General features: G+C 41.5%; 26 protein-coding genes. 10 read left to right on the forward strand and 16 right to left on the reverse strand.

Annotated elements, in window-relative coordinates:
* Positions 1–150: 150 nt before the first annotated feature.
* From V6C27_09925 to V6C27_09965, 9 genes are all read right to left on the reverse strand, one after another.
* On the reverse strand, positions 151–852 hold the full coding sequence (locus tag V6C27_09925; GenBank protein ID MEG6616731.1) for an arginase: 702 nt from the start codon (positions 850–852) through the stop codon (positions 151–153).
* 145 nt (positions 853–997) lie between these two features.
* Positions 998–2,134 carry an FAD-dependent oxidoreductase gene (locus tag V6C27_09930; protein ID MEG6616732.1) on the reverse strand — a complete coding sequence of 379 codons (1,137 nt, stop codon included), beginning with the start codon at positions 2,132–2,134 and terminating at the stop codon, positions 998–1,000.
* A 162-nt stretch (positions 2,135–2,296) separates the two neighbouring features.
* Positions 2,297–3,202, reverse strand: a complete 906-nt coding sequence (locus tag V6C27_09935; protein ID MEG6616733.1) for a selenium metabolism-associated LysR family transcriptional regulator — start codon at positions 3,200–3,202, stop codon at positions 2,297–2,299.
* A 121-nt stretch (positions 3,203–3,323) separates the two neighbouring features.
* Complete coding sequence (locus tag V6C27_09940; protein MEG6616734.1) at positions 3,324–3,521, reverse strand: hypothetical protein; 198 nt, start codon at positions 3,519–3,521, stop codon at positions 3,324–3,326.
* A 185-nt stretch (positions 3,522–3,706) separates the two neighbouring features.
* Positions 3,707–4,486 carry a 2-vinyl bacteriochlorophyllide hydratase gene (locus V6C27_09945; GenBank protein ID MEG6616735.1) on the reverse strand — a complete coding sequence of 260 codons (780 nt, stop codon included), beginning with the start codon at positions 4,484–4,486 and terminating at the stop codon, positions 3,707–3,709.
* Positions 4,486–5,544 (reverse strand): cytochrome c biogenesis protein ResB, encoded by a 1,059-nt coding sequence (locus tag V6C27_09950; GenBank protein ID MEG6616736.1) that lies wholly within the window; start codon positions 5,542–5,544, stop codon positions 4,486–4,488. The genes V6C27_09945 and V6C27_09950 overlap by 1 nt, the downstream gene beginning before the upstream one ends.
* A gap of 13 nt (positions 5,545–5,557) precedes the next feature.
* Positions 5,558–6,802, reverse strand: a complete 1,245-nt coding sequence (locus V6C27_09955) for an ammonia-forming cytochrome c nitrite reductase subunit c552 (protein ID MEG6616737.1) — start codon at positions 6,800–6,802, stop codon at positions 5,558–5,560.
* A gap of 20 nt (positions 6,803–6,822) precedes the next feature.
* Positions 6,823–7,296, reverse strand: coding sequence for a NapC/NirT family cytochrome c (locus V6C27_09960; protein ID MEG6616738.1), 474 nt, complete (start codon positions 7,294–7,296; stop codon positions 6,823–6,825).
* Positions 7,297–7,508: 212 nt separating this feature from the next.
* Positions 7,509–7,676 (reverse strand): hypothetical protein, encoded by a 168-nt coding sequence (locus V6C27_09965; protein ID MEG6616739.1) that lies wholly within the window; start codon positions 7,674–7,676, stop codon positions 7,509–7,511.
* Between the two features lie 193 nt (positions 7,677–7,869).
* Between V6C27_09965 and V6C27_09970 the strand changes: the two genes are divergently transcribed.
* Positions 7,870–8,622 (forward strand): transposase, encoded by a 753-nt coding sequence (locus V6C27_09970; protein MEG6616740.1) that lies wholly within the window; start codon positions 7,870–7,872, stop codon positions 8,620–8,622.
* Positions 8,623–8,671: 49 nt separating this feature from the next.
* Here the strand turns inward: V6C27_09970 and V6C27_09975 are convergent, their stop codons facing one another.
* Both V6C27_09975 and V6C27_09980 read right to left on the reverse strand, forming a co-directional pair.
* Positions 8,672–10,798 carry a YcdB/YcdC domain-containing protein gene (locus tag V6C27_09975; GenBank protein MEG6616741.1) on the reverse strand — a complete coding sequence of 709 codons (2,127 nt, stop codon included), beginning with the start codon at positions 10,796–10,798 and terminating at the stop codon, positions 8,672–8,674.
* 143 nt (positions 10,799–10,941) lie between these two features.
* The gene (locus tag V6C27_09980) at positions 10,942–11,703 is read right to left on the reverse strand and encodes a MerR family transcriptional regulator (GenBank protein ID MEG6616742.1); all 762 of its coding nucleotides are present in this window, start codon (positions 11,701–11,703) and stop codon (positions 10,942–10,944) included.
* Between the two features lie 213 nt (positions 11,704–11,916).
* On the opposite strand from V6C27_09980, the gene V6C27_09985 reads away from it, so the two are divergent.
* The 5 genes from V6C27_09985 to V6C27_10005 all read left to right on the forward strand — a co-directional run bounded on the left by V6C27_09985 (position 11,917) and on the right by V6C27_10005 (position 14,708).
* Complete coding sequence (locus tag V6C27_09985; GenBank protein ID MEG6616743.1) at positions 11,917–12,489, forward strand: hypothetical protein; 573 nt, start codon at positions 11,917–11,919, stop codon at positions 12,487–12,489.
* A gap of 177 nt (positions 12,490–12,666) precedes the next feature.
* Positions 12,667–13,038: a GntR family transcriptional regulator gene (locus V6C27_09990; protein ID MEG6616744.1), complete on the forward strand. Its 372-nt coding sequence runs from the start codon at positions 12,667–12,669 to the stop codon at positions 13,036–13,038.
* 2 nt (positions 13,039–13,040) lie between these two features.
* Entirely contained in the window at positions 13,041–13,205 is a 165-nt protein-coding gene (locus V6C27_09995; GenBank protein ID MEG6616745.1) for an ATP-binding cassette domain-containing protein, read from the forward strand.
* A 58-nt stretch (positions 13,206–13,263) separates the two neighbouring features.
* Positions 13,264–13,914, forward strand: a complete 651-nt coding sequence (locus V6C27_10000; GenBank protein ID MEG6616746.1) for an ABC transporter ATP-binding protein — start codon at positions 13,264–13,266, stop codon at positions 13,912–13,914.
* 2 nt (positions 13,915–13,916) lie between these two features.
* The gene (locus V6C27_10005) at positions 13,917–14,708 is read left to right on the forward strand and encodes a hypothetical protein (GenBank protein ID MEG6616747.1); all 792 of its coding nucleotides are present in this window, start codon (positions 13,917–13,919) and stop codon (positions 14,706–14,708) included.
* Between the two features lie 201 nt (positions 14,709–14,909).
* On the opposite strand, the gene V6C27_10010 is transcribed toward V6C27_10005, so the two are convergent.
* Positions 14,910–15,167 carry a hypothetical protein gene (locus tag V6C27_10010; GenBank protein MEG6616748.1) on the reverse strand — a complete coding sequence of 86 codons (258 nt, stop codon included), beginning with the start codon at positions 15,165–15,167 and terminating at the stop codon, positions 14,910–14,912.
* Positions 15,168–15,254: 87 nt separating this feature from the next.
* The gene (locus tag V6C27_10015; protein MEG6616749.1) at positions 15,255–15,674 is read right to left on the reverse strand and encodes a PH domain-containing protein; all 420 of its coding nucleotides are present in this window, start codon (positions 15,672–15,674) and stop codon (positions 15,255–15,257) included.
* Between the two features lie 252 nt (positions 15,675–15,926).
* Here V6C27_10015 and V6C27_10020 point away from each other — a divergent pair, with 252 nt between their 5' ends.
* From V6C27_10020 to V6C27_10035, 4 genes are all read left to right on the forward strand, one after another.
* The gene (locus tag V6C27_10020; protein ID MEG6616750.1) at positions 15,927–16,706 is read left to right on the forward strand and encodes a Cof-type HAD-IIB family hydrolase; all 780 of its coding nucleotides are present in this window, start codon (positions 15,927–15,929) and stop codon (positions 16,704–16,706) included.
* A gap of 126 nt (positions 16,707–16,832) precedes the next feature.
* Positions 16,833–17,339, forward strand: a complete 507-nt coding sequence (locus V6C27_10025; protein ID MEG6616751.1) for an RNA polymerase sigma factor — start codon at positions 16,833–16,835, stop codon at positions 17,337–17,339.
* Positions 17,336–18,229 (forward strand): DUF3298 domain-containing protein, encoded by an 894-nt coding sequence (locus V6C27_10030; protein MEG6616752.1) that lies wholly within the window; start codon positions 17,336–17,338, stop codon positions 18,227–18,229. Before V6C27_10025 ends, V6C27_10030 begins: the two co-directional genes overlap by 4 nt.
* A gap of 179 nt (positions 18,230–18,408) precedes the next feature.
* The gene (locus V6C27_10035; GenBank protein MEG6616753.1) at positions 18,409–19,095 is read left to right on the forward strand and encodes a DUF554 domain-containing protein; all 687 of its coding nucleotides are present in this window, start codon (positions 18,409–18,411) and stop codon (positions 19,093–19,095) included.
* A 45-nt stretch (positions 19,096–19,140) separates the two neighbouring features.
* Here the strand turns inward: V6C27_10035 and V6C27_10040 are convergent, their stop codons facing one another.
* Genes V6C27_10040 through V6C27_10050 form a run of 3 tightly spaced genes read right to left on the reverse strand, consistent with a single transcriptional unit; the run spans position 19,141 to position 21,669 of the window.
* Positions 19,141–20,142, reverse strand: a complete 1,002-nt coding sequence (locus tag V6C27_10040) for an ABC transporter substrate-binding protein (protein ID MEG6616754.1) — start codon at positions 20,140–20,142, stop codon at positions 19,141–19,143.
* Positions 20,132–20,905, reverse strand: coding sequence for an ABC transporter permease (locus V6C27_10045; GenBank protein MEG6616755.1), 774 nt, complete (start codon positions 20,903–20,905; stop codon positions 20,132–20,134). Before V6C27_10045 ends, V6C27_10040 begins: the two co-directional genes overlap by 11 nt.
* On the reverse strand, positions 20,902–21,669 hold the full coding sequence (locus tag V6C27_10050) for an ABC transporter ATP-binding protein (GenBank protein MEG6616756.1): 768 nt from the start codon (positions 21,667–21,669) through the stop codon (positions 20,902–20,904). The genes V6C27_10045 and V6C27_10050 overlap by 4 nt, the downstream gene beginning before the upstream one ends.
* Between the last annotated feature and the right edge of the window lie 22 nt (positions 21,670–21,691).

Consider the following 21,691-nt stretch of genomic DNA (forward strand, 5'->3'; position numbering starts at 1 on the left):
GTTGACCTCATCTATGGTGATTTAACCGCCCAAGAGGCGGAGGAATTTGCGCGGTTATTAAACAAGGTCAAATTGAGATTGGATAAAAACTGTTATAAAGTATAAGGACAAGGGATACACCCTTTAGGATGTACTCCTTGTCCTTTTTCTCTAAGCCAACATATAATTAATTTGATCTGATAAACTAATATTTTGGGGGTCCCACTTTCTCGGTGGGCAGTTGATTACTTGATATTTAAACCCCATAGCGCCAATGAACTGCTTGAATTTATAATCAAACCAGGGCGGTGTCCAGGCCCCGGATCTACATATATGAATGGCAGCCACTTTATCTTTGCTGTTTAAATCCTGCGGTGATGGATAATGGATGTTGTAGGCATCGTTCATCGCTTTAAAATACTCTGGTTTTTCACTGGTAAAGGGACTGTAGATAATATGGGCAGAGTCAATCAGTTTATTCTTAAAGAGTTTGCCTAACCAATTAGCACAGTTGACTTCAAAGTTAAGGGACGAAAGGCCGCCATAACCCAAATCAGCATGGGCATCAAAAAGATATACCACGTTGCAATGATTGGTTAGCGCTATATCATAGGATACTGCGTGGGAATCTGAAACATAGGCCTTGGTATCGGCGGTCAATGGAAAAACTTTTTTAATTCGCTGCCAAAAATCATCCACTTGACTAGATAACTGATAACAATTTTGCAGGTTCTGACCTCGGTTCTTGGCTTGCAAATAGCGCTTATACCATAGGCTAATTATGTTTTTGTTGTTCTCTAAATAGGAGCCCCAATTTTCTTTGGCGGTGTAAATAAAATAATCCCAATCAATAGACAATAAACATTTTCCCATTTAAATCGCCTCCTAAACAATGAGAAAAAGCTCTCTCTATTAATGGTCATCCATTAGCACTCGCCTTATTAGAGTGCTAATAATATTATTTTATTACTTTTCCAGCAAAAGTCAATTGGTCAAGGAGCCGTTAGGCTCCCTCGGCCTATTTGGTTGGGGAAGAAAAGGTGTCATGAAAATCGGGGGATTGTTTTTTCTTGACAAAGGGGCCAATTGGCAAGGTACCATATTTTAACCAATCAACATTGGTACCATAAATTAGTTTCTTTAGTAGAGCGTTATTTTCTGCCTTCACTATCTTATCAAAGGTTGGATCGTCGATGCTGTCATAGAAATTTCTCGCCTTACCCATCACCCCAATAACCTTTTTATACTCCTTGACCAGTTCATCATAACTGGTATTTTCTATAATTGACCGGGCAGCCATGGCCCCGGAGGCCACTGCGGTGGCACCACCCAAGCCCAAAAAGGGATCTAAAAAGCAGCCCTGGTCGCCCACAAACAAACAGTTTTCCCAACTGGCATTGGCGGAATGGGCACTGACGTGGGTGCGGTCGTAAGTGCCCAACAGCGTGTACTGCCCTAAAATATTTTCTGTTGCTAAAAAATCTTTCCAACATTGATTTAACTCTTCCCAACCACCAATGTGGGGCACAGTAACGTATAAAGAGGCTATTTGATTGCTAAAGGGAGCGAGAAAGGCATAACCATCTTTAAGGATCTCTTTATTGCCCCAAACCATAGCAGTGTTGGGGTTAAATTTACCATATATTTTAGCCACCCGGCTATAGGCCACCAAATATTGTTGCCAATCCTGCAAATACTGATCTGATACATAGTCCTCGCTTCTGCTACCGGTGGCCACGATAACATAATCATACCTTTGGCGTAGGTTTTCTATGGTTTCCCTTTGCTCGTATAGAATCTTAGTGTATTTCAGTTCCTTGGCAATTTGATTCATTAACGAATTAGGCTCGGGACCAATAATGAAACTATAGCCAATTACCTCTTTTTTCACTTCTGCCTTGGAGTTTTGGCTGTGAATAATTAAATTATTGATTATTTCCAATGGTGCTAAATTTATGTCCAGCAATTTATTTAGGTAATCTAAAGGTTCATTGGAAATGCTGCGGTAAGCCATTTTTAAAACAACACCCACATGGGAGTAATGGTCACCCACCAGGGCATTTTGTTCATAAATATCAGCCTTAAAACCGTTTTTCTCCAACACCAATGCCGCCGACAGCCCGGAAATACCGGCCCCTATAATTGCTATCTTCACATCCGTAACCTCCGTTATGTAGTACCGCATAGTAACATCTTTTGATCAAACCAACACCTAGGGATATCTTTCCCAAGATACTAATAAATTTTCCTTTACTACATAAAAAAAGAACTAAAAAGCTCATTTGAACTTTCTAGTTCTTATTAATAGCAGCAATCTTTAATAAGAATACTCCCTACAGTATGAAATGAGAAAATCAATAAACTTTTCCACCACCAAAGGCTTAAATTTGTCTTTGTGGTGGATAAGATAAAAACTTCTTAACATGTTGACATCTTCAATCTTTGCAGACAGTAATGTACCTAATTTTAATTCCTTTTGTACAGCCCAACGGGAAATAATGGTGATACCAAAACCTGCCTCAACAGCTTCTTTCACTGCCTCTGTACTGCCCAGCTCCATAATAATATTCAGTTGAGCCAAGTCGAATCCAGCCTCATCCAGTCTTTCCTCAGCAATCATTCTTGTGCCAGAGCCATGTTCCCTCAGTACCAAGGGCATATCTTTAAGTTCCTGGATAGTTATCATCTTTCGTTTTGCCCAAGGATGTTCTGGTGAAAAGACCACCAGCAATTCGTCCTGCATTATAGGGCTAACAATTAGATTGCGTGCATCTACACTGTGTTCTACCAAACCTAAATCCAGCTTTTGTCTAGACACCAGTTTTACTATATGTTCTGTGTTGGTCACTTGCAGGGCAGCCTTAACTCCAGGATTTCGTTTATTAAAAACCCCTAACACCTTAGGCACCACATATTCACCTACGGTAAAACTGGCTCCAATATCTAATGGACCCTCTATTTGTCCGGTATAGCTGGAAATTTCCTTTTCTACTTGACTTAGGAGAGTTAAAACTTTGACAGCATAACTGTAGAGAATACGCCCGGTTTCGGTAAGGGTTATCTGTTGATTAGTTCGATCAAATAATTTGGTTTTATAATGTTCTTCCAGTGATCGTATATGCATGCTCACTGCTGGTTGAGAGATAAACAAAGCCTGGGCAGCAGCAGAAAAACTCTTCTTTTCTACCACTGTTTTGAATATCTCTAATTGATATGGACCCATCTTTCCCTCCATAAATTATATATTTGCTTTAAGTTACTATATTATGGTATCACATTTTAGACACATACGGACACAAAAAAGAGAGTCCCCAACGGTGGAGACTCTCTTAGTTTTGGCACACTTATTGGCACTCAATGTTACATCCATAATGGGCCAGTATCCTTTTTATATTTTCACAGTTAGGACAACTAAGTTTCATCAAAGGTTCCTCTTTTTGTTCATCAGATTCCATATAATAACCGAATTTGGCTGCTAACTTTAGAACATTTTGGTATTGTCTATTGTCCAGTTCGTCCTTTAAAATATCAAACATTGTCATATATCATCAGCTCCTTTGGGTTATAATTTTTTGTTTATAGCGATAAGTTACTAATCCAGCTGCAACTTTTTCTACTAGTTTAATCGAATTGCTTTCTATGATTAAATCTTAACCCTAAAGAGCATATAAGTAAAATACCGTTTATCTGATACCTTATATAAGTAAAAGCTTATGGGTTGTGTGTTTTAAACATAACTGTGGGCACCAGGTAGTAGTAGTGAAACGCCGAAGAAGGTGAACAGCACCGCCACAAAGCCAACTATGGCCATGATGGCTGCCTTTTTGCCCTGCCAACCGTAGGTCTTTCGGGCATGTAAATAACCAGCATAGATCAGCCACGTTATTAATGCCCAGGTTTCTTTGGGGTCCCAACTCCACCAGCGACCCCAGACCTCTTCGGCCCAAACGGCACCGGTAATTAACACCAGCGTCATAAAGGGGAACCCCACCACCACCGACCAGTGTAGGGTAGCATCCAGTTTATCTAACCGGTCTCCCCCTTTGCCTTTCACTAAGTATAAAATGCCCAAGCAGCAGGAAAGTCCAAAGGCGCCGTAGGCAACGATGGCGGTAATAACATGTACTTCTAGCCAAATACTTTGCAGGGCCGGCATCAACGGCCTGATGTCCGAAGGTAGCGTGCTACCATAAGAAATAATGACTATGGTTAGCAGTCCCACCAGCGCCATTAACAGGTCTGAGGAAAATCTTCTGTTGAGGATGATTAAAAACAGTAAAATACCCCAGGCAAAAAGAAATGTAAACTCATACATGGTGGCAAAGGGTAGTCTGCCACTGACAAGGCTTCGGGCTAAAAGGGCCGCTGTTAAGCAAATGAAGGCCAACACAATTGCCAGTAATGCTAGCCTACCAATGGTTTTATGGGGCTTCCATAGAGATATCAAGCTGAGAATCACACCAACAAAAAGTAAAACATAGGCCGCCAGGTTAAAGGTTGCTTCCATTATGCCTCCACCTCACTTTTATCAGCATCTTTACTACCCTTACCTTTAATAGGTGCAAAGTACCGGATCAAAAATCCCATTGTCATTAAAGCAAAGCCAACATAGACAATCTTTACTCCTGGGTCTCGCTTTACTTCCAGTCCGGTGTAATATTGATAATCACTAAAAGTGACGGGATACCCGGCTACTTCTTTTGTTTCACCTTGGGCGAGTACCTGCACATCAATTAACTGTTGATGCTGCACCAGCGCACAAGCCAGGTGCGGGTTATTGGGAAAGGGCGTCTTTGATTGCAAACTACCACTTAGGGGGTCAAAATCCGGCACGAAGATTGTTTTTAAATTAATGTGCTCGGCGACCGGTGTTTCATCCCCATTTATCAGGTCAAATTTTTTCTCTGCTCCGGCTATGTTGATGCTGCCTGCGGTCTTCCAGCCATAGCTCTTTTGATAAATGGTAAAGCCCTCTGCCTTTAGTGGATGGTTTACACTAATATCTGTGCTTACTTGGCTTTCTCCACCGGATAAAGCTAGGCTGCTAATATACTGCTTGGGTTCAAAGGTATCGTAATACTCAATCTCAAAGTCAAGCACATCGAGGGTGTACTCCGGGAAACCTTTGGTGGCCAAGTTTATTGATTCCCCTGGAATCAGTTCGATGTGTACACTTTTGCCAATTATGCCTGATACAAGGGAACCCACAAAAATAACCAACATACTGCAGTGCAATAATACCGAACCCATTTGGCGGGCACCGACAATGGTTTTAATACGCCTTAAAGAACAACAGAGAATATTGATAGCAAAGACTGTGCCTAACCCTATAAACCACCAGCAATTATATAATTCATCCAGTGACAATAGCACAATGAAGCTACCCATTAGTTGGCCATAGTGGGCTTTGTAAAAACCAGCAGCCTCACCCTGGGGAATTAAACTACCAATGGATGAGGCCGCACCCAATAACAATAAAAGAAAAAGACCCATTTTCATGGAGGAAAGGAGAGTTATAATCCCCTTTCCTTCGGGTCTGGTTAAGTTGCCATTGTTATCTGTCAATCCATTCACTCCATTAGTTTACTGATTCTCTGGCCAATTGCACTGCTTTATGGGCATAGTCTATGGCCTTGCTCAAATTGTTTATTGATTCTGTGGGGTTATGGAATCCGTAACCATTGGTGACCATAACATAATCTAAATACCACTGGCCCTTGCGGTGCATTTCCTGGGCCTGCTGCAACAGTTGTTGGTTAACACCAGGGGTATCTTTGGCAATCTTAATTTCATTGATGGCCTGCACCACCGCCTCACCGGCGATATCTTGGGTTTCCTTGGTCTTGGTTTGGATATCCTCCACCCTAGACTTGAGCCAATCTACACCCTCCCGGTGGCAAACGGTACAGCTCTGCTCAATGTTGTTGAGCGGACTGGTCCAGTAGTGGGAGCTAATTTTTACATTGCCCTGCTTAACATAGGGCATGTGGCAATCGGCACAGGCTAAGCCGGCAGACTGGTGGGTACTGTTCATAAAAATTTCATATTCGGCATGTCTGGCCTTAGCCAAACCAGTTCCGGCATCGGGATGGTTCCATTCACTGTAGTTCTTTTCGTCAAAATAAGCGAGAATTTCATCGGCTTTGATACCGTTATCCCAAGGGAATGTCAGCTTCTTGGTTTCCGGTTGGAAGTAATAGGTTACATGACACTGGGCACAGACTAAGCTTCTCATTTCTTGCCGAGTGGCCTTACTAATATCCTTACCTTGTCGTTCAAAGGCCTCAATTAAAGCCGGTCGGCTGATTCTTAAATCCATTGTTTGGGGATCATGGCAGTCTAAACAGCCAATGGGATGCTCCAGTTGTTTATTGATTTCTTCAAAGGATTGTAGGTAGTAGTCCTCACCATATTGATTGATTAGTTCAGGTATTTGCGTGGATTTACAGGTGTTACAGGCAGCACCGGTTTTGTATCTACTGGGATCAACCTCTCGAATATCTTCTAACGTATATAAGTGACCCCGGGGTTCGTTAAATTCGTTGGCATACCCTAAACCGGCATAGATGGGCTCCATGTAGGGCTTGGTTTCGAAGTGCGATGGCTTGTCGGTATTTTTTAAGTTTTCCATGTAACTATCGTAATGCTTGGGATAATATTTACCCCACACCGCCGGATCTGCCTCATTGGCTGCAATCTCACCAATTGGTCCTTCCTCCAGGTCGGTATTATGGGCGTTAAAGAAATACAAAGCCGACGCCCCTAAGATGACAACAGCTATTAGCGAAAAGATAACCAAATTTCGGTACTGTTTGGGAATCAATTAAATAATCACCCCTTTTACTATTTCTGATGTGGTGTGCTGCGATGGCAATCAAAGCAAAACTTTCCGCCGTCCTCCTTGGTGTCCCCCACTAATTCCAGCATTTGTCCGTGACACCGAAGGCAATTTTCCTGCACAATGTCTTGGCCCAGCTCGGTCATTTTTATTTCCGTTGGGATAGTGTCTGTGACAACTCGGTATACATCTCTGGTTCCGGTATATGCTTTATAGGTGGCACCATACACCAGACTATGGGGAATATGACAGTCGCCACAGGTGGCACCCGACCGGTGAGCAGAATGTAAATATGTTTCCACCTGTTCATCCATTGCGTGACATTGACCGCAGAACTCTGCCTTATCCAAGCCCAAGGCCGGGACCTTTGTTAACAGCATCAATGCAAAACCAGCAAATGCTAAACCTGCCAACCACAACAATTTTTTCTTCATTTCCCCGGTCACCTCACCTCCCTCTACAAAAACAACCTTTTTCATATTGCCACTATTCTACAAAAAGGTTGTAATGTTAAAAGTTATTCACATGTCGGTACGATAATGCCGCTAATTAACTAACTCTAATATTCGTTATAATATTCGCTATTTTCACACTCATTCCTTCAATTACTACATTAAATAACTATTAACGACAACAGGAGAAGACAGGGGGAAAGACAGGGGGACGGGTCCCGTGTCTTCCCCCACTTGTTTTATTTCTTTTTATTTTGCATAGCTATACCAATGCCTGCACCTATTGCAACACCAACTCCAATTCCTAGGGCTAAGTTGTCAAAAAGCAAGCCTAAAACTCCGCCCAGTGCAACCCCAATAGCCATAGCATTCCCCATTGTTTTTTCGGGTTTATTGCCGTTACCCATAGCTGATATGCCTCCTTAGTTTGTCTTAGTATTGTGTGATTTCTTTTTATTGAATAATAACACAAAAGGGAAGACAAGGGTATGCCTCCTGAAGACAAGGGGACAGGTCCCGTGTCTTATTTTAAAATGATCTCCATTTATAAAAATGACTATGGTATATTGTAGTAAATGTAAGTGTAAGTGGGGTGATAATGTGGCCAGACAAGCAAGAAAAAGAAGCAGCACCGGAGTTTATCATGTTATGTTAAGGGGTATTAATAAAAGTAATATTTTTTGGGACAACGAGGATAAAGGAACTTTTGTAGACAAACTTTTGAAATTCCGGGAAATTGCCAATTTTAAACTGTATGGTTACTGTCTAATGGACAACCACGTACATCTTTTAATTGCAGAGGGTGAAGATATAGGCACCAGCATTAAACGAATCAGTGTCAGCTATGCCAACTGGCATAACACTAAGTATGCAAGGGTAGGTCATTTATATCAAAATCGGTTTTTGAGTGAACCTGTAGAAACAGAAAGCTACTTAGTTAACGTGTTAAGGTATATACATCAAAATCCCGTTAAAGCAAAAATGGTTAAACGGGCAGCAGATTATTTTTGGAGTAGTTATCATCAGTATATTACTGCATATCAGCATGGCCAGTGCTGTATTGATTTTCAATTAGTTAAAGGGTATTTTACCAGCCAAAGGGCCTTTGAGGAATATATGAATGCAGAAAACTATGATCAGCATCTAGATGTTAAACCAGTAACAAAATATAGCGATGCCATGTTACAACAGAAATTGCAAAGGGAACTGGCTACCCTCCAGTTGGAAAAAATACCAACGACCCAAAGAAATGAAATAATTAAACTAATATATCAGCGCACAGGGGTAAGCATTAGGCAGTTAGCCCGGGTATTAGGGCTGGGAAAAAACATCGTCGAAAAGGCGGTGAAGTGACGAAGAAGACAAGGGACCCGTCCCCTTGTCTTCCCTTGTCTTCTCTTTATTAGCGCTCTGCATTTAATTTAGGGGCCACCCTGGTGACTATGGTGGCCAACTCTGCCCATGTCACTGGCTGTTGAGGATTAAAATTGCCATTTTTGTCACCGCTGAATAGTCCTAAACCAGCGGCTATGGCAACATGGTTTTTATATTGATCGGTGATGCTATTTTGATCTTTAAAATTAATTTCCATTTTTACCGGCAAATCAGCAATTTCGCGGTAGCCAATGCCGTTCACTAACCACACTGCCAACTGCTCTCTAGTGAGCAATGCATCGGGATTTAATTGCCCTTGATTTTCAAACATTCCCAGTTGAACTGCCCTTCTAATGGATTCTATGTCCGCATCGTTAGCAACCACATCGTTAAAGCGCAATGGTGCACCGTCATCACCATAATAATATTGAGAAGCAGCCGTCAATATCTTGATGGCCTGTCGCCGGGTTACTTCACCATCGGGGGTAAAATCTGTTTCCGGTAGCAACCCGCTGACCGCTAATAACTCCAACGATGCTTTGGCCCAATGGTTTTCCAGCTGTGCAGAAACAGACTGACCGGTGCCGGCACCGGTTAATAATTGACCGGTGTGGGCATCAACACCTCGGATATTATCCAACTGGTAAACTAACGCCAACTGATTGGTAGGATTAAATCTGTCATTTGCCATATTTACATAACTTAATTTGAATGGATTAGCTTTTTTAAGGGCTTCGGCCGCCTCTGCCGGACTGATTACTGCCTCTAATTTAGGAGCTTTTACATATACCGGTCGATAATTATAACTCACTATTTCACCGGAATAGCGATTTACTGCTACAATTATGCTACTCCCCTCAATGGGCACACCATTCAATAACGTACTATATTCAAAATGGTAATTTTCTTCATCATCAATGATATAGTATTGAGGTACTTCCCTAGGCAGGTACTTAACATTATTACCGATTAGCTCTTTGATAAATTTTTCTGCTTTCATAGCCGCTTGTTCTTCAGATATTGTTTTTTCAGACTTATTTGTCTCTTCACTGTAGTTTCGGTAACTTACAATTGCGCCTGTAAAAACATCAACGCCGACATTCACATCATATAGTCGCCGATTTTGTTCTTCCCGCTCTATGCTATATGTCCAGTGCTCATGTCTGAAGCCTGGTCCCACGCTACTGCCACCGCCTGAATGGCGCACCTCTCCCTTAAAGCCCATTTTTTCAAAAAACTTTTCGGCAATCCTTTGCCCTTCTATGGGGTCAATCTTTTCTGCGGGTGCCACCATCCTTATTGCTTTGCTACCGATTTCGGGATTAAATTGAACTGTAAACACTTTGTTTTCGTCAGCCTTTTTTACTGTGCCGTTAAAATCCACTGGATCACCAGTAAAAGCGTCAAAATTTAATGTCCGGCTATTCAGTTGATAAACCAATTGAGCAGTGTTATCCGGTTCTATTTGATATGTTGGATAGAACCCTTGATTCTCCACCACTAAATCAGTCACCTGTTGCTTAGTTAGGATTTTTTCATTGGCCTGTGGCGCTTTGACATCATCGGTCCAGTTAAAGCTATAACCAATTATGTTACCCGTTACCGCATCCACCTGGACACTAACGCCATCCCTTTGGGATGGTATCCCATTAATTATCCGCACCCAGTTAAAATAATAAGTCAAGTTGAGGTCGCCTTGATTGTAATAATTGTTTAAGTGACTGCTTTCTTCTAGACGCATTTGACTAAACAAAACCGGTTGCATACGTTTAATAAATTTTACGGCGATCTCCTGAGCCTTATCTTTGCTTACAACCTGATTGCCTCCAGCGTTAATTGACGGTGCTGGATTGTAATGGTAATTTAGTAGGTCTCCGGTATCCGCATCAATACTTATATGAATCCAAGTGTGATAACCAGGTCTGCCCCCGTCATGATGCAAGCTGAGTTGCCACACCCGCTTCCCTTGGTAATCATTTTCACTATATTCCGCATCAAAGTTTTTGTCAGTTACTACCTCGGGTAACAACTTTTTAGCCACTTCCAACGCTTGTTGCCTATCGGCTATGGCTGGTTGTTCCGCCGCCAGAGCAGTGCCACACAACAATAGGGTGAGTAGCAACACACCCACCAAAGGTAAAACTTTTTTTAACACTCTATCCCTCCTTCAAAATAGCTATATGTATTATGACGGAGTAAATAACTTTTCGTTTCAAAATTTCTCTAAATATCTTACTAAAATTTCATCTGTAAGAGCGAAGGGAAGACAAGGGACCCGTCCCCCTGTCTTCCCCTGTCTTATTTTTTGCCGGTGTATATAAAGATGGCATCCCTCAAAAACTTTGCAGTGCCAGGTTGCTCTTGATCATAATAGGCGGTAAATCTTTTATCATCCACATACATTTGGGCCACACCGGCATGGGCTTCCTTGCTGTAGCTGGGCCAATAAAAACTTAGCCACTGGCGATGTAAATCTGCCGCCCGTTGGGCCAGTTCCCCCGCTGGGTCTCCGCTGGCAAAGGCCGCCTTTAGCGTTTCTGTAAAATGACCATTGATCCGCTGCAACTCGTTATATTGTTCCTCGGTCATGTTCATCAACTTAGCATTGGACCGTTCAACTATCTCCTCACCATACTTTTCTCTAACTTCTTTGCCGTATTTTTTCTCGTTTTGCTCCATCATCTGTTTCTTAAAACCCGCAAATTTTTCTTGATCACTCATATTAATTCTCCCTTCTGTTGACGCAATGGTTTTATCCACGTTGGCGATTAAGGTATCCAATTGGGTTCTTTTTTCCAACAGTTTTTCCCGGTGTTCCCTCAGGGCCTTAACTTCATCAAAGGAAGGGGCGGTGATGATCTCCTTGATGCTTGCCAAGTCTAAACCCAGCTCGCGATAAAACATTATTTGTTGCAGTCGATCAACTTCCTTTTGACCATAAATGCGATATCCCGATGAATTAATTCTTGCCGGCTTAAGAAGGTCAATTTCATCATAATATCTTAGCGTTCTGGTGCTAACCCCTGCTAACCTGGCCAATCTTTGCACTGTGTATTCCATCTGCATCCCTCCCACCACTTCAATATACACCTTGACGTTGCGTTAATGTCAACAAAGTGATGTAGAGAATTATTATTTAACAACCGAAATATAAATATGCCAAACTTTAATGGCCAGTTATCGTCAACCATTAAAAGGTAACAAGTTCCAAGAACACTGAATATAATACTGAAAGATTAATATGCAAGCTGATTAAAAGAGGGGGAAATGGATATGAAGCCTGCTGTTGATACACCTTATAAAATCTATGGACTAGATTTAGTGAGAAAATGTGATGACAAAGAACTGGACCCGTTCTTATCAGACAATCGACCTGTGGCCACCTTAACTTTATTTAAAGAGCTAACCGCCTACCCAAACTATGGTAACCCCAGTGGCAATGCCGACATTCTTTACACCGGCAACCGCGGCAGATGGACTTTTCGCATTCCTGGATTTTTCTTTTCACCAAATAGTTTAAGGGGTAAGTTGCGTATTCGGGCGGTGTTGGATGACCGCGCTGCCACTCCAAAATCAAAATACTCTGCCACCATCAGCATCAATGACAAAGTGGCTCACCGTGGTAAATTAGATGATTTAGAAAACGGTAGACCCTTCGGACAACGTTTTAAGAACTGGGAAACATTGGAGTTTGATGTGCCCGATGTTGATCGCCTCAATGAAGTGGTCATTAAAAATACCTCTAACGGTTTAGAAGACGATTGGATTGGGCTAGATTGGATGGAACTGGTACTATTTCGCAATGACGATGACGATTGTGACGATCACGATAAGGATAATTGTTAAGACCACAAGTAAGAGGTGCTACTTTGCACCTCTTACGCATTTACAAAGGGCATTAGATATGCAAGGCAATAAACTTCGTTTTAACTTGACAAAAGGCTTTTCAGATTATACACTTATATACATAAGTATATAACCATATCACTGTAGTAGACAAATAACGTTAAGATGGTGATGAATTTGAGCCAACTGCTGGATAACAACAAACCAATTTACATGCAGGTGCGTGAAAAAATTGAAGATCAAATTGTCAATAACCAATTAAAGGAGGGCGATCAAGCCCCTTCCACCAATCAACTTGTCAATTTTTATAAAATTAACCATGCCACCGTATCAAAGGGTGTAAATCAGTTGGTGGAAGAGGGAATTCTGTATAAAAAGCGTGGCCTAGGTATGTTTGTGGCCAAGGGTGCCAAGGATAAACTGATCCAGAAAAGAAAGGATGCCTTTGTAGACCAATATATTGTTGGGCTAGTGCAAGAGGCAGATAAACTAGGTATTTCAGTAAATGAAATAGTTGAATTGATAAATAGGGTAAAGGGGTGTGAATAATAATGGCCTTCGATGTTGAAATAAATAACCTTTCATTGCAGTATGGCCACCAGGAAGCTTTAAAAAATATTTCCTTTAAACTGGAAAGCGGAAAAATATATGGGTTACTAGGTAGAAATGGGGCCGGAAAGACTTCCCTCTTAATCTATAATCGCTTCCTTTCGTGAACAAACAGGCGGTACCATCAAAATTGGCGGCGAAGCCCCCTTTGAAAATGCTAAAGTCATGCCAAATGTGATTTTTGTTTACCAAAAGGATTACAAAGAGGAATCAGAAAACGTTATGTCCATGCTTAAAGATGTTGAACGGTATCGGCCGCATTTCGATATGCAATATGCAAAACAGCTAGTAAAAAAATTTAACCTGCCACCGGACAAAGCTGTCAAAAAATTATCCAAAGGTATGCAATCTGCTCTCAATGTCACCATCGGATTAGCCAGCCGTACCCCCATCACAATCTTTGATGAGGCTTACCTGGGCATGGACGCACCAACCCGTGACATCTTTTATCAAGAATTATTGGCAGATCACCAAAGGCATCCCAGAACGATTATTTTATCGACCCATCTGGTCTCTGAAATGGATTATTTGTTTGATGAAGTCATTATCATCGATCACGGTGTCCTGCTAGTTAAAGAAGATTACGAAACCCTTGTCACCAGAGGCGCCTCAATTACTGGATCGGTTGAAGAAGTGGATCAATTTGTCCGGGGGATGAAACAATTAAATGTTCAGCAATTGGGAAATACCAAATCCATCATGGTTTATGGTGACTTATCTGATGAAGATAGAAAACGAGCAGCGCAAAGGGGACTGGAAATCGGCCCAATTTCCCTACAGGATTTATTTATTCATTTAACAAGGGTGGATGATTAATTATGAAACAAAAAACTAATTATTCTAGAATTGCCATTGATTCCTTTGTGGTGCAATCTAAATGGGCACTGACCGCTCTGGGTATTATTATTACTATTTATACCATTAGGCTGTGGGTGGCAAACATTAGCGGCAACCAGTTGGGGGACTTTTTCACAAGTTACTATCATGCCGCAAATATTTATATGTTGGTCATCGGGATTATCACAGCCAGTGGACTAATGCCTTTTTTCATCAGCAATGGTTTTACCAGAAAAGATTTCTTTAAAGGTGGTGCACTTGCCGCCCTGGGAGTTTCTATCGCCATTGCGATTCTATTTGGTATAATCACTGGTTTGGAACACACCCTTGGCAATGTCGTCAATCTACCCCTTGAAATAGACCAAAGCTCCGGCATTGGTTTTGCAGAAAAAGCCACCGACAATGTCCTCGCCAGTCTGATATTAATGATCATTGATGTGCCTTTTATGGCATTAAGTAGTGGCAATTGGTCATTACCGTTACTCATTTTTTGCTTAAATTTGATTACCTATTATGTACTTGGGTGGATGATTGGTGCAGCCTTTTATCGAAATAACGGTTTAGGTATTGGAGTTATTATGCTATCTGTGGTGTTTTTAATTATTAGAGATTTATTATGGGGGCGGGAGCCAGGAGGATTATTGGCAACATTAATCCCTTTTTCCGCCATAGATTTACCACTTTTGACCTCGGTGGTGGGAACTATCACAATAATAGGCTTAATTTTATGTATCATTCGCTTAATTACCAGTAGAATGGCCATTAAAATATAGCATGCTGCAAAGGTATCTATGTATAAGCTAACCCTTTAATGCCTATTAAATTAGTATTAAATTAGTAATGCCCCTAGGTGAATACACCCTGGGGCATTATTGTGCCATAACTCATCATCACACGATATATCACACCAGGTTTAATAATTGTTCCACTCCTTTCTTTAAAATAGCAATAACATCGGCCCAACCATAACCCAGTTACTGTGGTATATCTTTACTTTTTTTAACTACCCACAAATGATTGCAATCTTGGCAATGCCAACTGGTTTTCCGAATAAACATCATTACCACCGCTGCAACAATGGAGATCGGCACCATCGGCCATAGGGACGGGAAAAACATACTTAGCCAGATAAAACATAAAGAACAGCCTAACAACCCCAGCACCATCATCCACTTGCTCTCCTTTTTTACATTATTGGAGCCACAGCGCGGGCAAGGGGACAATTTGTCCATACTAGCCCTCCTATCGTAACTTTTTAGTTAATTATATCACATATACCGACTGCCTTTTCATGTTGTAATATAAATCTATTGCGTTGGTTAAGATTGCGATAAATCTGTAGGGGCGTACCGAATATCTGGGTTCTCTTGCAACAACAGATCGATAAACTCTTGCTGACGTACCGGTGAAATTAGCACCATGTCGTAATGCTTACCATAAATTATTTCCAGCCGATCCATTGATAAAGCCGGTGCCGATATAGGATTTTTAGTTTTATTAATCTTGCTGATCTCCTTTATGGGCACTCTTTTTTTAATTGGCCCGTATTTCACTACAATGTCACCATCAGCCACCTGGTAACCGGTGGTATACCAAAACCACAGCATAAAAACTGCTATCGGTAGCATTATCAACAGGGCTACATACTCACCCCCCACTATTGGCGGCACAATACAAAGGATAATTGTGCCCCAAATAATTAAAGACAGCCATAAATCCTTTTTAGATGGGAAAAACATGGGCAACCTCCTGTCTCATATCGCAAAAATTCCTGGTTTTTAAGTAGGGAATAGTTAGTATTTGTCTAATATTATATAGTATTCTGCTATTAAGGCAAAAAGGTAAAAAATAGGCACTGCATAAGGGATTACTGTTGGTTTTGCCCGCACCAAACAACAAAAATTAGTAGAAATTGTGACTAAGGTAAAGGATAATACAGTGAAGGAAGTTGGATAACAAACATTACACAGCGAAGGTTGGAACAAAGAACAATGAATAAACCAAGCGTAATTTTTTTTGATATAGACGGCACTCTGCTTAACCATGATAAAAAACTGCCCGCCACAACCGAAACAGCAATTTATAAACTTAAGGAGCAGGGACATCAAGTGGCCATTGCAACGGGACGGGCCCCTTTTATGTTTGAGGATTTGCGCCAGCAATTGGCCATTAATACCTTTGTCAGTTATAACGGCCAATACGTGGTGTTAAATGGTGAAGTGGTATATAAAAATCCACTGCCAATCCCCTCCCTGGAAAAATTAACAGAAGTAGCCTTGGGCAACGGTCATCCGGTGGTCTTTATGGATCACCAGGATATGAAAGCCAATGTTCCAGAACATACCTACATTAGGGAAAGTTTTGACACCTTAAAAATCAACCGTTTCCCCAGCTATGATCCTAATTATTACCAAGGGCGCCCCCTATATCAAGCGCTACTCTTTTGTGCTGAGGGGGAAGAGAAACAATACCAGCGGCAATTTACCGATTTTAATTTTGTAAGATGGCATCCGGTTTCGGTGGACATTTTGCCCAAGGGCGGTTCTAAAGCCAGAGGGATAAAAATGATTGTTGAAAAGCTAGGTTTTCCTGCAGAACGGCAATATGCCTTTGGTGATGGGCCCAATGATTTAGAGATGCTTTCCGCTATAAAAAATAGCGTGGCCATGGGCAATGCAGATGAAAGGATAAAGTCGGTGGCAAAATATGTAACCAAATCCGTTGAAGACAATGGAATTGTTCATGGCCTGCAAATGGTCGGTCTATTATAAAAGCAATTTTAGAAGACAAGGGGACAGGTCCCTTGTCTTCTTCACTTTCTGAAACTTTTTCACCGACCCCCGGCGTCTAAACAGTGTATAAACAAGATACGTATCTTGATCAAAGGAGCTTCGTTAATGAATATAAATAGCTTGGAGCAACAAATTGCAGATTACGTGATCAAACATAAAGAACGCCATTATCGGCTGGCCTTTAGTTATGTAAAAAATGTTGATGACGCTTTAGATATTGTGCAGGAATCCATTTATAAAGCCCTGGCGTCCAAGGATACCTTGAAGGAAACCAGCTATTTAAAAACTTGGTTTTACCGCATAATTGTCAACACAGCTTTAGATTTTCTGCGGAAACAAAAACGGATTGGTATTATGGACGAAGATGTACTTACCAGCCTAAATGGTGGAACGGTAGATCAATATCAAGATATTGATCTGCAAAGGGCTTTAGATGGGTTGCCTGCCCAGTATCGTATCGTTGTAATATTAAGGTACTTTGAAGATTTAAAGCTAGAAGAAATTGCCGAAATTTTAGGTGAAAATGTCAACACCATTAAAACCCGTTTGTATAGATCACTTAAAAAGTTACGCATCCAAATGAATGATGAAATTAAGGAGGATTTAGCATGAAAGATAAAAAACTAGACCAACTGAAAAAAGAGTATCAGAATATTCCCATCCCCCCCGAACTGGACTTTGTAGTTAAAAAAGCATTAAGGGATGGCGGTACTACAAAGGGCAATCGGTTGAAAAGAATTAACAAAGTAGTTGCCTCAGTGGTGGCCTCGGTGGTACTACTGATGGCAGCAGTTAATGTTAGCCCTGCGGTGGCCACCACAGCAGCAGAAGTACCTGTTGTTGGTAGCATCATCAAGGTACTAACATTTAGAAATTACACCTTCAATGAAGACAAATTTCACGCAGATATTAACGTGCCCAAAATAGAAGGCCTTGACAATAAAGCGTTGGAAAATAGCTTAAACGAAAAGTACCTGAAGGAAAACGAACAATTATATAAACAATTTATGACCGAGATGAAAGAGCTAAAGCAGCAGGGCGGCGGTTATTCAGCGGTGAACAGTGGATACCAAGTTAAAACCGATAATGAGCGCATCCTTTCTGTGGCGCGTTATGTGGTGGTCACCAAGGCATCAGCAACAGAAACCGTTAAATATGACACCATAGATAAGCAAAAGCAAGTTTTAATAACTTTACCCAGCTTGTTTAAAGACGATAGCTATATAGATATTATTAGCCAAAACATTAAGGAACAAATGCAAACACAAATGCAGACCGATGAAGGAAAAATTTACTGGATTAATGTCCCCGGTGAGGAATTGCTGGTGGAACCCTTTGAAACCATATCTCCAGAACAGAATTTCTATATCAACCCAGAGGGTAAACTGGTAGTAGCCTTTGATGAGTACCAGGTGGCTCCAGGCTATATGGGTACACCGGAATTTATCATCCCCACTGAGGTAATAGCAGATATTTTAGTTGGGGATCAGTACATTAAATAAATAAAAGACAAGAAGACAAGGGACCTGTCCCCTTGTCTTCTCTTTGTATGGGACACAGAGACAGGTTCAGTATCTCAAAAATTTAATGCACTTTAGATGGTAAATGTGTACAATAGAAATTAACCCGTAAAAAGGATCATTGGAGCCAATAGAAAGAATAAATAATCGGAGATGATTTAATGTTAGGTACAATTGTAAATACAGCAACCATTATTATCGGAACCATTGCAGGCAGCATCGTTAAAAAAGGAATTAAGGAAGAATATCAGGGAGCACTCTTTAATGCCATGGGATTTGCCGCGCTGGCACTGGGTATTAATGCCATTGTAAACAATATGCCAGATAGCAATTATCCGGTATTGTTTATAGTCAGTCTGGCCGTTGGCAGTTTAATTGGCACCATGATAAATATTGATAAAAAATTTCACAATTTGGTGGGAAAGTATTCCAAATCCAATCTTGGGCAAGGACTATCAACCGGGGTATTGCTTTATTGTATTGGAACCCTCTCTATATTAGGCCCAGTAATGAGTGCCCTTTATGGTGACCATACCTATTTATTTACCAATGCTACTTTAGATTTGGTGACTTCCATGGTACTGGCATCTACATATGGAATAGGCATGATATTTGCAGCACCCATTTTATTTGTTTGGCAAGGAAGTATTTATTTGGTGGCAAGCTATTTATCGGAATCTTTCTTTTCTGGTGATTTGATGACCGAGCTTTCTATTGTCGGTGGAGTTTTAATAGCAAGCTCTGGAATTAGCATTTTGCAAATAAAGGATTGTAAAACCATAAATATGTTGCCAGCCTTATTGGTTCCTATCTTATTTTTTGCTGCCAAGGAAATCATCGGATTTTAAAGAAGACACGGGACCTGTCCCCGTGTCTTCCCGTGTCTTCTCTTATTAGTGAAACACTGTTTGGCTGTCTACCTTGCTCGTTAGCAGGTTTTTTTCTTCTAGCCATTTGATATTTTGATTCCAGTTTTCTTCTGTTTGGCTTAAAAATTCACCGGTGTCATCTTCCATCAGCGGCAGTAGTATTTCTAAGCTCTGTTGCTCAATTTCCGGGTCCAGTGGAAAGTTTTCATTTTGCACCGCCAGCACAAAATCTAGGGCTTGATCCGGATTGTTTTTGGTGTATTCAAATCCCTTTTTGGCTGCCCCTAAAAAAGCTTGGATGGTGTCATAATCATTTGCCACCGCCTCATCGCTGGCGATAAATACCAGTTCATAATGGTTTGGCACGTCGTAATCCACAGGATTAAAGGTATTCAGCCCAATGCCCTGCTTTTCCAGCAGAATTTTTTCATGGTTGATATAGCCGCCAATGATGCCGTCCACCCTTTGGGCTTCTATGCTGGCCATTAATTCGTAACCCACATCTACAAACTCCACTTGCAACGGATCTCCACCGGCGGCACTAACCATTGTTTTCACCGCTTCCTTGTCAATGGCAAAGGAGGGATAGCCGATCTTTTTACCCTCTAAATCCTTTAAGGTTTCAACTCCCACATCCTGGCACACCATCAGTTGGTTTAATGAACTTCTCACTATCGCCCCCACCGACTGCACCGGAATATCCTCACTTCTGGCGATAATAATCTGTTGGGGATAGCTAATGGCTAGGTCAGCTTTGTTGGCCGCCACTAATTTAATGCCATCCTCGGTACCAGCAGGGGTGATGAGATTAACCTTGAGCCCGGCCTCTTTAAAATAGCCCTGTTCTTCAGCAGCGTAGAGAAACGCATGTACTGCATTGGGATACCAATCTAACAGCACATCAACTTCCTTTAATTCTTCGCTGGCACTTTGCCCTTGCTGATCACTACCATCACCGGCACAGGCGGTTAACGCCAAGCTAACCAGCAGCACCATTAACAATAGACCGACCTTTTTATAACTCATAATTATCCTCCTTTAGCCCTCTGCGGTATTTTAATAATATCTTCTCTAGCAAAAACCCAATGGAAAATAGCGTCAATCCTAAAAGTGATAGCACCAACACCCCGGCAAAAACGGTATCCGATTGTAACATCCCCGACGCCCGCTTGACATAGATTCCCAAGCCATTTTCTGCGCCCAACCACTCGCCAATGGTGGCCCCAGCAACACTATAGGTGGCGGCTATTTTAAAACCACTTAAAAAATTAGGTAGTACTGCATTTAAATGTAGCTTAAAAAATATTTGAAATTTACTGCCACCCAGGGCTTTTAAAACATCCTCTAAATCTTTATCCACGCCTTTTAACCCATCCAGCGTGCTGATAACTATGGGAAAAAAGCAGAACAACACCACCACCGCCACCTTGGACCAAATGCTGTAGCCAAACCACATCACCATAATGGGGGATAAAGCTATGGTGGGAATGGTTTGGGAAAATATAATGATGGGATACAGCGTTTTGCCCACATGGCGCCACAGGTAGATGGATAACCCGCAGGATACGCCGATGACCACCGAGATGCAAAGTCCCAACAGTGCCTCCTCCAGGGTGATTAAGGAATGTTTGTATAGCAAATCCCTTTGAGTCCATAACGCCCTCAGCACATCCGAAAATCTCGGTAAAATATAGCTTGGTACATTAAAATACGGCACTAGAAACTCCCATGCTGAAAACACCAAGGTTAGAAATATCAGGGGAAATGCATAATTACTGACTTTGTTCACTGGGCCATCCCCCTTTTATTTTCTGCCAACAGGTCCAGCAGGTTTAAAATTTCTCTTTTAAGTTGGATAAACTCGGTGCTCAGCGTGGTTTGATAGTTTCGAGGTCTTTTGAAGTTCACCTGGATGGACTTTAAATTTTTATAGGGCAATTGGTTGCAAATCAGCACCCGATCGGATAACAGCAACGCCTCCTCTATGTCATGGGTGATCATAAATACCGTGTTGTTATCCCGTTGGCAAAGTTCCAATAGCCAGGCCTGCATCTTACTTCTGGTTAAGGCATCCAAAGAGGAAAAGGGCTCGTCCAATAAAAGTATGGCCGGATTATTTACCACCGCCCTTAAAAAGGAAGCCCGTTGCCGCATCCCGCCCGATAGTTCATGGGGGTAAAGTTTTTCGGTACCGGTAAGGCCAAAGTCTGCAAAATATGTAGCGGCAATTTTCCTCGCTTCTTTCTTGCTATAGCCATTTAACTCCAATCCCACCGCTGTGTTGTCAAGGATGCTTCTCCAAGGCATTAGGGAATCTTTTTGGGGCATATAGCCAATAACATTTTTGTTACCCAATTTGGCTAGCTGAATATCACCTCTTTGGGGTTTCAATAGGCCTAAAATCAACCTAAACAGCGTACTTTTGCCGGTGCCACTGGGGGCAACAATGGTAACAAATTCATTTTTGTCAATGCTGAAGGATAAACCATCGATAATTAATTTGTTGGTGTCCTGATATGCAAATGATAAATTATTAACCTCTAATGCCTTCATCTAAGCACCCCTGAGCACCCCA

This window comes from Peptococcaceae bacterium 1198_IL3148, assembly GCA_036763105.1.
In the GTDB taxonomy this organism is placed as follows: Bacteria; Bacillota; Desulfotomaculia; order Desulfotomaculales; family Desulfohalotomaculaceae; genus JBAIYS01.